This window comes from Leptospira wolbachii serovar Codice str. CDC (assembly GCF_000332515.2).
Lineage (GTDB): Bacteria > Spirochaetota > Leptospiria > Leptospirales > Leptospiraceae > Leptospira_A > Leptospira_A wolbachii.
This window is the reverse complement of sequence record NZ_AOGZ02000014.1, coordinates 2,320,754-2,336,235: the sequence shown is the minus strand read 5'-3', so window position 1 is coordinate 2,336,235 and position 15,482 is coordinate 2,320,754. Positions and strand designations below refer to the sequence as shown.

Genomic DNA, 15,482 nt, shown 5'->3' with positions numbered 1-15,482 from the left:
AACCAAATCTGAAAAAAACTTAACTTATTTAACTTCAAAATCTACAAAAGCCTTCTGCTGTTCCCCATCAAACAATACTAAGGATTGTTTTCCACGAATGATTGGCAATCGCAAGTCCCCATTGGTGGAAGGTGTAAATTCTTTTTCTCCATTCCAGACGAGTTTTGGATCCTTTAAAGTTTTGATTTCACGAATCCTGATAGGAATACTTTGTGTTTCTTTTTCATAAGAAGGATGAAATAAATAGACTTGTCCCATAGACGGATACACAAAACCAACACCCAACACTGAAGATTTGGCTCCTTCTTTATGTTTATCACAAAACTCAGCTTGTATTATGTTTTTTCTAACTCTCAAAACCATAGATGGACATTTTTCCAAAGCTAACTTTCCAGTTAGGCGACAAAAACTTTTAATTTCTGTAAAATTTGAAGAATATTCCTGTTTTGGTTTGTCTTTCATCAAACTACGAAATATGTTTTGCACAATCCTTCCTGCACCAAAGGATCCAGAAACATCCATTGTTCGTTCTCCAGAAAAATTTCCAACCCAAGCACCAACCACATAATTCTCATTAAATGCAACTGTCCAAGAATTACGATAGTCTTTAGAAGTACCCGTTTTGATTGATACAGGAAAAGGAAAATCCAAATAACTCCTCCTACCAAAAGCCCTCTGCCGAAGTTTAGGATCTTTTAAAACAAACTTTATTTCTTCAGCTGTTTCACCAGAGAACAATCGAGTAGGCAAACCGTAGTATAATGGTTTTTTATCAATTTTCCCCAGGCGAATTTTGGGTAATATACCATTCAAAGGAAACGATCCATAAGCGCGCGTTAGCTGAAGAAGGCTTGTTCCACCTGACCCTAATGCAAGACCTGGTCCATAAAACTGTGGTGATTCTTTTAAGTGTGTAAACCCTGCCGATAACAAAAAGCGATAAAATGTGGTGACACCCATTTGATTGATTGCTGTGACCGCAGGAATATTCCGTGAGTTACCAAGTGCTTCTGCTAAGGTCAAATCTCCCCAATACCGAAGGTCTGCGTTTCTTGGGAGATAATTTCCTCCCTGGCCCAAAGAAAAGGAATATTTTTCGTCTGAGAATATTGAATTTATAGTGTAATGTTTTTTTTCTATAGCAATTGCATATAACAGAGGTTTGAGAGTACTTCCTGCATCTCTATATGCCAGACTACCGTTCACCATTCCATCCCCATCTTCAAAGAAATTTTTGGAACCAATCATGGCTTTAAGTTCTAATTCATCCTCTTTACCTGGCACACGTTCCAATACGATGGCAGAGGCATTGGATACATTCCATCTCGCCAAACCTTCCAATTCAGAATTCACAATTGAATGTAAATCTGAATTTAATTCTGAAGATAAGGAAGACACAAACTCTTCTGAAGGAACAGAAATCAACTTTCTAATCCAATTAAGAAAGTGCTGGTTTTCACCTTTCCATTGTTCTGCAAAACTTGATTTGTTTTTGAAATTGGGATCGACAGTAAGTTCGTTTGGGTCTTTTAAAACCGGTATTTCATAAGGAATTCGTTCGCTTAAATTCTTATAACGAATCGATAGTTCTTCCAACTCAGGTTTATTTTTTCGAATCAAAACAGAAAGATAAACCGCCTCTTCAATCGATAAAAAACGAATGTGTTTTCCAAATAACGTAAGTGATGCGGATGGAAAACCAACGATATTTGAATGAATGGATACTGAATTCAGGTATGCCTCTAAAATTTCTGACTTTGTCAGCCAGACTTCATACCGAAGTGCCTCTAACATTTCAAAAACTTTTCGCAGAAAAAATGGATAGGAACGAATCTCAGGATTTTGTATCCGAACTAATTGCATCGTGATCGTAGAGGCACCTCCACGTTTTCCTTTTGAAAAAAAATATGAACGAAGTGAATTGAAGCCTGCCAATGGATCAATTCCATGATGCGAATCAAATCGTTTGTCTTCCGCAATTTTGATGATTTCTGGAACGAAGTTTGGATACTCCTGAATACTTTCCCAATCCTGTTTGGTTTGGTTTAAGTTTTTTCCTCTTCCTATGAGAGTCCCTTCTTTTGTCAGAATTCTAACTGTTGAGTGATTTCGAAGAGACTCAAAATAAATGGGTCTTAGTAAAAATCCTGCTATGGGGAATATGATACTTCCACCTAACAGGATATAAATGACAATCTTTGTTTTTGAAATCACTCCACTTTCACTCGGATCGTATTGGTATTTCCATAAAACTGTGGATGATACATCAAAAATGTTTTCGATGCGGGCATAATCGAATTTCCTTTTGCCACTGGTCTCAAAATATAATTAAATTCTGTTTCCCCTCGTGCAAGTCTATCTTCGGAAAAAATCACACGATCATCCCTATATTCTTTATATCCCCCGTAATAATTTTCAGTGACATCAGTTTCCTCAGCATCAGAAGTTTTTTCCGTCAAAAATGATGTGTTCACAATTTCCGTATTACTAGGAATTGGATCTACAATCATACCAAATGCCTGTTCGGTGTTACTCAAGATTTTCAGTTTAACAAGATAGGTTGATCCGCGCTGAAGGTTAGTTACTTCTTTCAAAACTGGATTACCGTTAGAATCCCTTCCATCAATACGATATAAGATTTTTCGAATTTCCAGTCCATTGAACTTTTGTGTGGTGGTATCTTTTACAGGAACATACATCAGTCTAGATTGAAAATACAATCTACCTTCAGCACTAGTGCGTTTGAAAAGCAATGGTCTACCAGATGGATCCTTTCCTTCAAAAAGTCGATCAAAGGTAATTTCTTCTTTATAGATGGAGTCGGAAGAGGCAGAAAAGGACTCATCAATTAAGGTTTTTTCACCAAAGATAGCTTGTCCCTCTGTGTCAGCAGATGTTGACTCAAAACGGTTTCTATATTCGGCTAACGCAAGTGCTATAGTTCCCACACTATGACTATCCGACCAGAAATGATTTTGCCGATCCATCATAATCGATTTTACTAAATCCACAATGCGTGGATTTTTTGTATCTACCTTGAGTAACAGTCGTAAATAATTTCCAAGAACCGTCGAGGAACTGTAATAGGAGTAATAATAATATTCATCCGAATTCTGTTTTAAAGGTTTGAGTGTGAATAATTCTTTTTCATACAAAATATATTTTGTATATTCTGCGAATAATTTCTTAAACGTAGCGTCCGATTCATAAGATTCAAGTTTATGTGTCTCGGCATAGGCAGTAAGAAAAATACCACGAGATTTTAAATTCAATTCTTCAAAGTGGTCTACCAAAGTTTTCTCTAAGGAATGAATGTCCTTTTTGTCCTTCGAAAGTACGGAATAAATCAAACTAAGAGTTTGGTACGAATTAATCGAAGTTTCTGTAGGATTTTTTACATAATTTTGTAAGTATTGAATTGCCGATTGGTACGCTTGTGGGTTTGATCTTTTCCCTTTATCTTTTGCTATCTGCATTACCGAGGCAATGTAGGCCGTCAAATATGGATACCCGGTTCTACCATGACCTTTCCAAACTTTAAAACTTCCATCAGACGCCTGGAAATCAGACATCTCATCTAAAAATAATTTTTCGATTTGAGTAAAATCATAAGAATCTTTTGTGGGTGCCTTGTATTGGAATTCTTTCAACAACTCTCCTGCACTCAAAGAAAGTAGATAAGCAGAAGTTCTTTGTTCCATACAAAAATAAGGATTGGATTCATAAAAGTCGAAAGCTGATTTCAAAGCAGTAAGTGCAGTTCCCGACATACGGATATCTAACGAACCTTTATTGAGTAATATTGATTCTTTTTTGGGAACTGCAATTAATGTTTTGTGTTCCGAATCTGTATATCCAGAAAATTGAACCGATGTTACTGGATCAAATTCTTTGATAGGAATTGTCACTGCCAAAGCATCCGAAAGATCCGATTTTTTCAAATCTGCAAATTCAGATATGTTTTCAGGCTCAACTGAGATTTGATATGACAATTGGATTTCATCCTTGGGATGATCAAGTTTTAGTTTGATGTATTGTGATTCGGAGATTTGGAATGTTTTGAGGACTTCTTTTGTTTGGCCTGCGGCAAGTTCAATTGATGACCAACCCTTATTCTCTGAAAGAAACTTAGAATCGATTTTATATTTAAACTTACCTTTTTTCTTCGTATTATTTGTGATACTACCACCTAACTCCAAACTATCGCCAACACGAATGAATCTTGCGACAGTCTTTTGCAAAACTAAATTCTTTTTGACTATAAACTCAGAGTTTGAAGCACCGAACTTTCCATTGGAAGAAGAAGCTACCATTACTCGAAATGTTGTTAGGTTGTCCGGTAGAGTAAAACTTAAGTCTGCATTTCCATTGCTATCAGCCGTCACAACTGGATTCCAATAAGCGGTGTATCGAAAGTCTTTTCGTGCACCAGATTCTGATTCAGCAGAAAATCCGCCCCCAGAATCTTCACCGTAATCTCCTCCTGGGCTATCCCCTTTGTTTTCGTATATATAATGTTTGATGATCATACTACGAAGTTCAAAAGTTTTTACAATACTATACCAATACTGATAAAACATCTGAACGGGACTTTGGAATGAATAACCAACTAAGTCTAATACCCCGCGATCTGCAACAGATACAGTGAGTTCCGCACCAGGACTCGATTGGATGGACAATTTGACTTGTTCCCTTGGCTGATATTCAGATTTATCAGTTTTGATCACGACTGGCGCTGTCCTGGATGCTAAATTTACTTTTAAAGTGACTGAGCCTGTTTTTGCCTTTGGAGCACCTAAGTCCTGTTCGTTGAATTGCTTAATATCTTCTGCGGAAAGGCCCTCGGGCACAGGCAATCTTCCCGATAACATTACTACATTGACATCCACATTAGGAAGATATGCCTCTTCTATTGGGATTTCTAATGGTGCACTGTTTCCTTTCATCAAAAAAGATTTTTTAAAATACACAGAGTCTCTTTCTACAGTGACGATAACTCGCGCATTTTGTAGAGGAGATTTAATTAAGATCTTCGCTTTATCTCCAATCTTATATTCCTGTTTGTCAGAACGTAACTCAATCGAGTCATCCCCACGAAAATCCCATGTATAATACGATTCCTTTTCATAGGCATAAAAATCCATTCGAGAAAAAACTTTGTCTCGGTTCAAAATTAAAACCGTATAACTTCCTGGATCTTTAGCACGATAATCGAAAGACACTCCATCGGCTTTTGAGATCAGTTTTTTCGTCTCAACGACTTTTTTTGTTAGTTGGTTGCTTCGAAAGAAGAATTTACCTAATCCTTGTGACAATACAGAAGTCCAATCATTATAAATGATATATGCCTTTAACTCAGCGCCAGCAACGGCTTTGCCTTGTAAGTTAACAGCAACAGCCCCGAATTGAAACGGTTTGTCCAAAGACTGGTATCTATCATTACATTTTAATCCAACATAGGTTTCTGAAGGATTGTAAGGTATACTGGAGGATTTTGTAACAGACTTTCCATCTACATCAAATACAGATGATTCCACTACCAAGTTAAATGGGTCTGCGATTTCAATATCTTCACCATCAGTAACAAATTTGCGGGTTAGTTCTTGTACCGGTATGTCTAACTGAAAAAGACCTTTACTATCCAAAACACCTTCAGAACCGGTTACATAATCCGAATTACCACTAGAATATTCATCTTCGTAATCATACCAAGTGTCGGAAAAATCATAACTCGAAAACGCATCATAAGATATGTATCTTTTCCTTTTTAAGACCGAATAACTGATCTTAGCTCCTCCCATCGGAGCACCAAACATGTATTTACCTTCTACGGTTCCTTTTACGTTTTGGTCTTTGTTCACCGCATTCGCTAAATTAACATTCACCATAAAGTTTACTGGTCGAAATTCTTCAACTTGAAAGGTATCATAAGTGATCGAACCATCTTTACCAGGTAGGTAAACCGAAACGGAATAATGACCAAGAGGTGCATCAGAGGGAACGATATAACTTGTGGCCACTCCCCCTTGAGTCGTAGAACTAAGATTTGTATTTGCCACATCTTTCCCACGAGAATCGCGTATTTGTAAGTTCACTGATTTAGAAGAATAAGGAACCAATACTCCATTTTTTCTGTCAGCAAGGACTCCTTTAATCTCTACACGATCACCGGGTCTGTACAATTTTCTGTCGAAATAAATTTTACCTTTTACATGATTTTCCGTGTAATAATCACTATAACCTTCAATATGTGTTTCATTAAAATGAAGAAAAGCTTTATCACCAGAAGAATCTTCGGCAATTAACACTGACTTGTCGAAGGATTTTGTATCATTAAGGGATGGCAAAGTACAATGTCCATCCTTATCGGTTTTACAAGTTCCTCGTAAGTTACCCTTTTCATACAAAGTAATATTAGTATTAATAACTGGTTCCGCTTTAGATAAACTATGCACCCAAACATGGAGTGTATTTGGATCCAATTTTGTTGTGATCCCTAAGTTTGTGGATTGCAAAAAAACGGATTCTCTTTTATATTCTTCTTTGTTGTTTTCCCCAATAACATTTGCACCTAACTGCAGTGCAATCCAAGCCTTTGTATTCGGTTTGGTTCCGAAATAATTATCAATGTCCATCCCTTGATTACCAAAAGAATTAATTTTGATACCGGACTTCCAGACTGATTTTTTCCAATTTAATTGACTTTCGTATTCATAATACTTGTCACCTAATGTTGCTATTGCGCTCACAAGCACAGGAATAGATAATTCTGCTGATCGGATTTGGAATTCAGGAACATTCGAAATAGAAATTGGAAGTACTTTGTTTAAATTGGATTCAAAGATATTCTCACGAGATAAATAAAACGAGGGTTTATTTGTCATCACTGGAAGTTTAAAACTAACAGGCGTATCCAAAAAACAATCGTTCTCCGCATAAAACTTTCCAATTTTGATTTCATACTCTACACCTGGATCAAAATTCCAAGAATCTAGAGAAAATTCCCGGCTTACATAATCAGAAAATTCTGTGCGAGGGTTGGATGGTTTTGGAGAAATTTGAACTGCAGATGCGAACTCTTGTAGATTGGTATCTTCTGAAACCGTGATGCGGTAATCCCAAAGGTCCTCTAAATATTTTAGATCCGTAGTGTCTAGTTTGACTTCAATACGGCAGCTGCTCGGAAAGATGGTGCGTTTGATGGACCGAAAAAAACCGCTTATAGAATTACAAGATCCAAGGAAAAAAAGAAAACCAAAAGCCAATACCAACTTACGCATGAGAACTCCGAAATTCGAATGTTCCCTGTTCTACGATGGACACGTGTTATTGCCAACTCTTTCCTGAATGAAATAGGAAATCTTTCTATGTTTTTTTTAAAGGGATCAGAATTTTCGCTATGCTTTTATTTTTTTGAAATTTGATTAATGACGATGTCCCTCTCTCAGATTAAAAAGCAGTTTTTCGAATTAAAGGCACCCAGTTCTTTTCCCGTCGGAAATTACAAGGCCGAATGGCTTGGCCCCAAATGGTTTCAGGTCGGCGCTAGTTTTAGTTTGAATTTTATGTCCTTTCGTCATTGGTGGGGGAAATCTTTTGATGGCTCAGACATTGCCTATAATTTATTTTTACCGCCGCAAAGCTCTGACTTCCAAATGCGTCATCCCATGAATTTGTCCATTGGGAAGTCACGACTCGACGGTAATCCCAGTCTAATCCTGGAATACACAAAAAATGCCCCCTTTCCATGGCCCTACTTTGTGGACGAATTTCGAGTTTTGAACGAAACTGATTTACTCGGAATGAATTATAGCAAGCTAACACCCCAACTGGCACTCCCTTTTCTCATTAGAAAATCCTAATCTAACATGTTAGATCCTTAAAAAAGATTCGTCCAATGGAGGGTATGCACCCCCCTCCCCCTTCATTGGAAATGCAAATTCTCTCCGCAATGGAGGAGGTGGTCTTTTCAGCAAGTTATCCAGAATTAGAAATCCTTTATATAAGTCCTTCTGTAGAAACGCTCACAGGCTATCCTATCGAATTCTTTACCAATGAACTGGATGCTTGGAGAAAATTGATTCTTCCCGAAGATAGATCTATCGTTGAACTTGCGTTAACTTCTCTTAACGTAGACGATAAGATTCGAATTCGTTATCGTCTTCAAACAAAAGACAAACAAATTAAATTTGTTCAATGCCAAGGAAGATTGATTCGAAACGAGTCCAGAGAAATCCTTCGCTTCGATGGTGTGATCGCCGATATTTCAGAGTTACTTTCTCTGCAGGATGTTATTAAGAATGAGTCTGTAGAAATCAAAGAACTACTACTCGAAAACAATATCTTATTTAATGGAAGCCAAGATTCTATGTTTCTTGTGGAAGTGATGGAAAATGGAAATTTTCTTATCCGTCGGATCAACGCAGCATACGAAAATTCCACGGGCCTCACTCAGTCATTCATACAAGGAAAATCTCCGATTGATCTTTTAGGTGAAGAACTTGGTAAACCAGTCATCAAAAACTTTCAGAATGCTCTTAGGGCAAAAACCACAATTTCCTATGAAGAAAGTATTCCCATGCCTGCGGGAACTAAAATTTGGACTACTGCTCTCACCCCCATTGAAGTGGATGGGAAATATAAATTCATTGTGGGTGCAAGTAAAGATATCACAGAACAAAAACGTGCAGAAACCGCATTAAAAGAATCTAATGAACGTTATGCATTAATTTTAGAAGTAAGTTCAGATGGATGGTTTGATTGGGACTTAGTCAATGATACGGTCATTTACTCACGTCGCTGGTGGTTAGAGTTTGGCAACGATGAACCACCAGAGAATACTCCGATTAGTTATTGGAAGAGTTTGATTCATCCCGATGATGTGGATTGGGTAACTGAATTTCTAGAGAACATTTTGCTCTCACAAAGAGAAACTTTCGAATTCAGTTTCCAAATGAAAAAAAGGAAAGGGAATTATGCTCATGTTCTGTCGCGATGTTATATTCAAAGAGATTCTTCTGGCAACAGAATTAGAATGGTTGGGTCAAATTCCGATCTTACCGAAACCAAAAAAATAGAATATACTTTGCGAAAAGCCAAAGAAATGGCGGAAGCAGCGAACATGGCTAAGGGAAATTTTTTGGCCAATATGAGTCACGAAATTAGAACTCCACTTAATGGAATCATAGGATTCACCGAACTACTGCTACACTCTTCATTAAGTGACGAACAAAAAGAATCCTTACGAAATATCCACCTTTCTGGAAAAAGTTTATTATCTTTGGTAAATCAAATTCTTGATTTTTCGAAAATTGATTCGGGAAAAATGGAACTTGAACTGATAAGCACAGATTTGACAGACTTAGTCCAATCTACTGTAGACCTCTTCAAAATTTCTGCTGCGTCCAAAGCAATACCCTTAAAACTAAATTTAGATCCCCTTTTGCCTCGATTTGTTTCTTTAGATCCTTTACGAGTTCGGCAAGTGCTCTCCAATTTGATAGGAAATGCTATCAAGTTCACTCACGAGGGAAAAGTTGAAGTTTCTGTAAAAACAATCAAACAAACTGACGACATCATTGATATTGAGTTTTCTGTTTCAGATACGGGAATCGGTATCGACCTAAACTCAAAGTCAAAATTATTTGATTCGTTTTCACAAGCGGACACTTCTATTACAAGAAAGTATGGTGGTACCGGACTTGGTCTCACTATAACGAGTGAACTGATCCAGAAAATGAACTCCTACTTGCGTTTCGATAGTGAACTTGGGAAAGGAAGTATATTTAGTTTTGTTTTATCATTGCAAGTAAATACAACGGGATCCGTATCATCCAACTTATTCGAAGAAAAACAAACATCTCCAGATGAATCCATTATCGTTGAGAATAATCTAATTCAGAATGACATTTTGATTGTGGAAGATAATGATTTAAACAAAAAACTCTTATCTAAAATGTTATTAAAAAGATACCCAAATATAAAACTAAGATATGCAATTGACGGTGCAGATGCAGTCAATCAGTTCCAACAACAGATACCCGATTTGATTTTTATGGACTTACAAATGCCAATTATGGATGGTTATACGGCAACGAGGGAAATTAGAAAACTTGAAAAAGGTTCTAATAAAAAAACTCCCATCATTGCATTAACGGCGGGAGCTTTTTTCTCAGTAAAAGATACGGCGATGGAATCTGGAATGAATGACTTTCTTACCAAACCAATTTCCGCCACCGATCTTTATTCTACTATTGAAAAATGGATATCCTCAGGCCGCGTGTAATAGATATTCAAAAGCACTGATAGCAGCCTTTGCTCCCTCACCCATGGCGATGATAATTTGTTTGTAAGGAGTGTTTGTCACATCTCCGCAAGCAAAAATTCCGTCTACATTGGTTTTACATTTTTCATCGACAAGTATTTCGCCAAATCTGTTAGTCGCCACTAAATCGTTCACAAAACTACTGTTCGGTACAAGTCCGATCTGAACAAAAACTCCATCGAGAGGAATGGTTTCTGACTTTTCTGAACTTCTATCTTTATAAGTAAGCCCGGTGACCTTCTCTGTATTGGTTTGGATTTCCATAGTTTGTGCTTTGACCAAAGTTTTTATATTCGGAGACTGAGCCACTTTATCTAATAACACTTGGTCGGCATTCAACTTGTCACCAAACTCAATCAAGGTGACTGATTTCACGATTCCACTAAGGTCTAGTGCAGCTTCTACACCAGAATTTCCTCCGCCAACAACAGCAACATCTTTATCTTTAAAGAAAGGACCATCACAATGAGGACAATAGGCAACCCCTTTTCCAATAAAATCTTTTTCACCGGGAACATTGAGTTCACGCCATTTGGCACCAGTTGACAGAATTACTGTTTTTGTAATGATACGTTCTCCCGTATTCAAATGGATGGTTTTTAAACTCCCAGATTCAATTTTCAAAACTCTGACATTTTCTTTTTTGAGGATTTGATTTTTGTCCAATTGTTCTGACAAAACGTGAGTAAGTTCTGGGCCAGTTGTATAAGGAATTGATATAATATTTTCGATCCCTAAAGTGTCCTTCACCTGACCACCTAACCTATCCGCGATGACAAGGGTTTTTAATCCTTTCCTTGCAGAATAAACTGCCGCTGTCACACCAGACGGTCCTCCACCAATGACGGTTACATCGTAAATATCAGATGGATTGGTGATATCGGAATTTTCTTCGTTTGTTTCAGGAACGGAATACAATTCCAAAAGTTTATCGAAAATAATGGATGCTTCTGCCTTTCCTGAAAGGAATCGTTTTCCATTTAGAAAAACTGCGGGAACTCCTTGGATATTTTTTTCTTTTACAAGATCGGGATACATGGCCCCATCAATCATGTTATGCGAAATGAAAGGATTCACTAGGGCAAAACTATTGAGAGTTTGAACCACTTCGGGACAATTATGACAATCAAGAGAGATGAATGTTTCAAAGTGTAAGTTTTCTTTTAGTTTTGAGACTGCAGAAAGAATTCCCTCTTCCAATCTGATTGGGTTTCCACCGGACTGAAGAATTGCTAAGATCAATGATGCGAACTCATGACCCATTGGAATTCCTGAAAACTCAATTCCAGTTGGTTTTCCTTCCGAAACAATGGAAAAACGAAGACCATCGTTTTTTTCCGCAGAATGTTCCAAAGAAAGGTTAGAACTTAAGGAGACGATATCATTTAAAAACTCAATCAACTCCTCACGTTTTTCATGATCTCCCGAATACAATCGTATGTTTACTGGATTTTTGATTCTTTCGAAGTATTGTTTTACTTGTTCTTTTGTTGATTCATCTAACATAATAGCCTCCCGATTTAGGCGGGCTTAAACCCGCCTAATTTAGTTTAGATTTTTCCTACCAAGTCAAGGCCTGGTTTCAAAGTGGAATTACCTGGTTTCCATTTTGCAGGACAAACTTCTCCGTCGTTGTTTGCAACATACTGTGCTGCTTGCACTTTACGTACAAGTTCCTCAGCAGAACGTCCGATCCCAAGATCATGGATTTCTGCCGTTTTAATCACACCTTCTGGGTTCACTACAAATGTTCCTCGAAGAGCTTGACCATCTTCTTCGATCATAATTCCAAATCCTCGAGTGATCTTTCCAGAAGCATCACCTAACATTGGGAATTTGATTTTTTTGATAGTATCACTTGCTTCGTGCCAAGCTTTGTGAACAAAGTGTGTGTCAGTGGAGACAGAGTACACTTCCACTCCCATTTTTTGGAGTTCAGCATAATAATCAGCTACGTCGCCAAGTTCTGTCGGGCAAACAAAAGTAAAATCCGCAGGATAAAAAACAAATACGGACCATTTTCCGAGGACGTCTTTTTTGCTAATTTTTTTGAAAGCACCGTTATGGAAAGCTTCCGTGGTAAAGTCAGGAATTTGAGTGTTGATATTGGACATTGAATATCCTCCTTTGTTATTAAGAAGAATATACTCGCAAATTGATCATTTGTAAAATAAATACTATAAATGATCGGATTTATAAAAGCTATTGGGCGGATTAAATCTAATCTTGGTTTAAAGACACCCCAATGATTTTAAATTTTTCTTTAGAATGGTATTCTTTAGGAATCACACCAAGAATCAAACTAGTGAGTTTTTTTAAAATTTTGGTTTTGTAAAATCCCTTTTTATATACCAAACTGATTTCCCGAGCAGGCTCCGGAGAATCAAAAGGAACAATCCGTTCCGAAGATTTATCCACAGAGAGTTTGGGTAAAAGGGTTACACCAATTCCCATATCCACCATGCGTTTTAGAGTTTCCACACTTCCACTTTCGATCTTTGCAAGTGAGTTACGGTTACAGATTTTTAGGGACTGGTGGCGAAAACAATGTTCTTCACCAAGCACGAGTAAGGGGTATTTTTCGATATGTTTCATGGAAACAGATGTAGATTTTTCTTTGGCATTTTTGGGATAGTACACTACAAAGGGTTCGTAGTATAGCTGGTGTTCTACGATATTAGGAATTTTCAGCGGAGTTGCGAGAATCCCTAAATCAATTTCCTCCGATTCCAATTTTTCAAGTATGGTTAAGGTAGGTAATTCCGATATTCGAAAGTTTACTTTAGAAAATTCAGTTTGTAAACTCTGGTAAATAGAAGGAATCAAATAATTACTTACAGTTGGAATGATTCCAATAGAAATACTTCCGGCCGGCTCATCCTTCCATTGGCCAGCAATTTCATAGAGTTTGTCTGCCTCTTTTAAAGTATTTTTAGCCTGATCGACAACCGCCTTTCCCAATTTAGTTGTAATGACGGGATTTTTCTTTCGATCAAACAATTCAAAACCAAGCTCCTGTTCCACTTTTTGAATTTGTAAACTTAATGTAGGCTGAGCGACTAAACAATGTTCGGCGGCTTTCGCGAAGCTCTTAAACTGATCCAAAGCAACGATATATCGAAGTTGAGTGATTGTCATTTAGATTCTCTCCAAAAAAATTACTAAACTATGTGAGAGATTGAAAATCAACTTGCATTCTCTCTTTATACAACTATCTTTAGCCGATAGTGATGAGATCCCTCTCATTTATTTTCCCCATTTTACTTTCCGCGGTTTTTTCGCTTTCTTCGGAACGACTAAAAGTAAGTCCAGATTACCTAACGACACTGTCGAAAGGATGGACATTTACGTCCCAAGGGGAAACAAAACCAATCCAAGTCGGAAAAGGTCTCTCTTTACAAGGACTGAACCCACCGATTCACGGGTCGTATAAAACCAACTTCTACTACGAACCAAACAACAAACCACTTGGTATCTACTTAGACCGGGTCCAAGAGGTCGACAAACTTTTTATCAATGGTGTTTTGTTAGGAGAAACCGGTAGTGTTTCTGCGGATGGATTGTATTCCCCCAACTGGTATTACAAAAGACTATATTTTATACCTGGCTCTGTTCTTAAAGTAAATGAAGTCAACGAACTAGAAATTGAAATTCATTTCCGAAATAAAACCTTTCAGGGTGGTTTGTTTCGGAAAGTTCCCGTGATGGGAAATTACGAGCAATTACAAGAATTCATCATCCGAGAGGATGGGCGAGATTTTTGTTTTATCATGTTGTTCTTTGGAATTGGCGCTTACCAAATTTTTTCTATTGTCTTAAAAAGACAGGCCAAAGCAAATTTTTACCTTCTACTTTCCACATTAATATTCGTTATGTGGAGACTTCCGTTATTAAATATTAGTTATACATACACAAATTTTTCTTTTTTCTTTTGGTTAAAAGTTTTTTTTACAGCTCAGACACTACTTCCTATTTCCATTTTTTTATTTAGTTATTCTTTATTCCAAACCAAGTTCCACCTAAAAGAAAGGTTGTTAATATTTTTCCTTTTTTGTCTTGCCTTTGCGCAAACCTGGGAAATTCAAATTCCGACAAGGATTCTACTTCTCAGGATTTGGGAATTTTCACTTATTTTGGTCGTGTTCTTTATCATTCGAGGGGTCATTCGGGCCGCTAAAGCAAAAAAAGCAGAAGCTTACTTTTTGGCAGTAGGGTTTATTTGTATCTGCATTGGCGCAACAATTGATATCATCATCGATGTAACATCGGGAAAAAATATCTATTTAACACAATACGGTTTTTTAATTCTAATGATTCTTTCAGGAGTCGCAATTTCTTACCGACATGCAAAAAATGAAAAAGAACTTTCAATACTAACAAAGGATTTGGAAATTCGTGTCCGCGAAAGAACCTTAGAACTTAGAGAAAAAAACCAGGATTTAGAACAAGACTTGTTCTTTGCATCCCAACTCCAAAGTTATCTTTTACCGAAAGAACATCCCAATACAATCGGGATTAAAATCCATACCACCTACCTTCCCATGAAACAAGTGGGAGGGGATTTGTACGACTGGGTAGAACTTGATGACCATCGCCTGCTTTTGTTAATTGCTGATGTAGCAGGACACGGTGTTCCCGCGGCTTTTGTATCTTCTATGGTAAAGGTACAATTTAGAGAATCAACAAAAAACATAAACTCACCTAAAGATGTTTTAGAACACATGAACCAAGCTTTGACATCACTTGTCAGCAGATATTTTATTACAGCTTGTTGCGCACTTATTGATACAAATGAAAAAACCATCACCTTCTCATCAGCAGGACATCCCAACCCCATCATTTACAATCGTGTCGAAGGAAAATTCGAATTTATGCATATACGAGGACCAATCATTGGCTGGCGAGACTCATTTACTTATGGAGAATGGACTCACAAAATGGAACCAGGCGATCGGTATTTCTTTTTCACAGACGGAGTAACAGAAGCTCGTGCAGAAAATAAATTATTTGGTGAAGGCAAAATACTTGATCTACTGGAAAAAGGAAAAAACAAGGATATAGAAACTTTGTCTAGGGAAATCATTGTTCAAATTTCGAAATTTTCAGAAGAAGAATTAAAAGATGATGTCACTTTTTTCTTTATTGATGTAACATAAAT

General features: G+C 37.2%; 8 protein-coding genes. 3 read left to right on the top strand and 5 right to left on the bottom strand.

Translation table 11 applies throughout. The annotated features are described in order from the left end of the window. Positions 1 to 24: 24 nt before the first annotated feature. Together LEP1GSC195_RS16490 and LEP1GSC195_RS16485 are read right to left on the bottom strand one after the other, a co-directional pair. Positions 25 to 2,214 (bottom strand): transglycosylase domain-containing protein, encoded by a 2,190-nt coding sequence (locus tag LEP1GSC195_RS16490; protein ID WP_015681575.1) that lies wholly within the window; start codon positions 2,212 to 2,214, stop codon positions 25 to 27. Further along, positions 2,211 to 7,280: an alpha-2-macroglobulin family protein gene (locus LEP1GSC195_RS16485; protein ID WP_015682482.1), complete on the bottom strand. Its 5,070-nt coding sequence runs from the start codon at positions 7,278 to 7,280 to the stop codon at positions 2,211 to 2,213. The genes LEP1GSC195_RS16490 and LEP1GSC195_RS16485 overlap by 4 nt, the downstream gene beginning before the upstream one ends. A 147-nt stretch (positions 7,281 to 7,427) precedes the next feature. Here LEP1GSC195_RS16485 and LEP1GSC195_RS16480 point away from each other — a divergent pair, with 147 nt between their 5' ends. Together LEP1GSC195_RS16480 and LEP1GSC195_RS16475 are read left to right on the top strand one after the other, a co-directional pair. Beyond that, on the top strand, positions 7,428 to 7,862 hold the full coding sequence (locus LEP1GSC195_RS16480) for a hypothetical protein (protein ID WP_015681676.1): 435 nt from the start codon (positions 7,428 to 7,430) through the stop codon (positions 7,860 to 7,862). Between the two features lie 44 nt (positions 7,863 to 7,906). Then, positions 7,907 to 10,285 (top strand): PAS domain-containing protein, encoded by a 2,379-nt coding sequence (locus LEP1GSC195_RS16475; RefSeq protein WP_015680666.1) that lies wholly within the window; start codon positions 7,907 to 7,909, stop codon positions 10,283 to 10,285. Here the strand turns inward: LEP1GSC195_RS16475 and ahpF are convergent. From ahpF to LEP1GSC195_RS16460, 3 genes are all read right to left on the bottom strand, one after another. After that, positions 10,271 to 11,830, bottom strand: a complete 1,560-nt coding sequence (gene ahpF / locus LEP1GSC195_RS16470) for an alkyl hydroperoxide reductase subunit F (RefSeq protein WP_015681409.1) — start codon at positions 11,828 to 11,830, stop codon at positions 10,271 to 10,273. The genes LEP1GSC195_RS16475 and ahpF overlap by 15 nt on opposite strands. A gap of 44 nt (positions 11,831 to 11,874) precedes the next feature. Then, positions 11,875 to 12,438, bottom strand: a complete 564-nt coding sequence (ahpC, locus tag LEP1GSC195_RS16465) for an alkyl hydroperoxide reductase subunit C (protein ID WP_002979255.1) — start codon at positions 12,436 to 12,438, stop codon at positions 11,875 to 11,877. Between the two features lie 106 nt (positions 12,439 to 12,544). Next, a complete protein-coding gene (locus tag LEP1GSC195_RS16460; protein ID WP_015680926.1) occupies positions 12,545 to 13,462 on the bottom strand; it encodes a hydrogen peroxide-inducible genes activator in 918 nt (305 codons plus the stop codon). 92 nt (positions 13,463 to 13,554) lie between these two features. On the opposite strand from LEP1GSC195_RS16460, the gene LEP1GSC195_RS16455 reads away from it, so the two are divergent. Beyond that, a complete protein-coding gene (locus tag LEP1GSC195_RS16455; RefSeq protein WP_015681914.1) occupies positions 13,555 to 15,480 on the top strand; it encodes a PP2C family protein-serine/threonine phosphatase in 1,926 nt (641 codons plus the stop codon). Positions 15,481 to 15,482 lie beyond the last annotated feature (2 nt).

Excerpts from the sequence above, each read along its gene's own strand:
- LEP1GSC195_RS16485 (WP_015682482.1), bottom strand. The coding sequence starts at position 7,280 with ATGCGTAAGTTGGTATTGGCTTTTGGTTTTCTTTTTTTCCTTGGATCT.
- LEP1GSC195_RS16480 (WP_015681676.1), top strand. The coding sequence starts at position 7,428 with ATGACGATGTCCCTCTCTCAGATTAAAAAGCAGTTTTTCGAATTAAAG.
- LEP1GSC195_RS16475 (WP_015680666.1), top strand. The coding sequence starts at position 7,907 with ATGCACCCCCCTCCCCCTTCATTGGAAATGCAAATTCTCTCCGCAATG.
- ahpF (WP_015681409.1), bottom strand. The coding sequence starts at position 11,830 with ATGTTAGATGAATCAACAAAAGAACAAGTAAAACAATACTTCGAAAGA.
- ahpC (WP_002979255.1), bottom strand. The coding sequence starts at position 12,438 with ATGTCCAATATCAACACTCAAATTCCTGACTTTACCACGGAAGCTTTC.
- LEP1GSC195_RS16460 (WP_015680926.1), bottom strand. The coding sequence starts at position 13,462 with ATGACAATCACTCAACTTCGATATATCGTTGCTTTGGATCAGTTTAAG.
- LEP1GSC195_RS16455 (WP_015681914.1), top strand. The coding sequence starts at position 13,555 with ATGAGATCCCTCTCATTTATTTTCCCCATTTTACTTTCCGCGGTTTTT.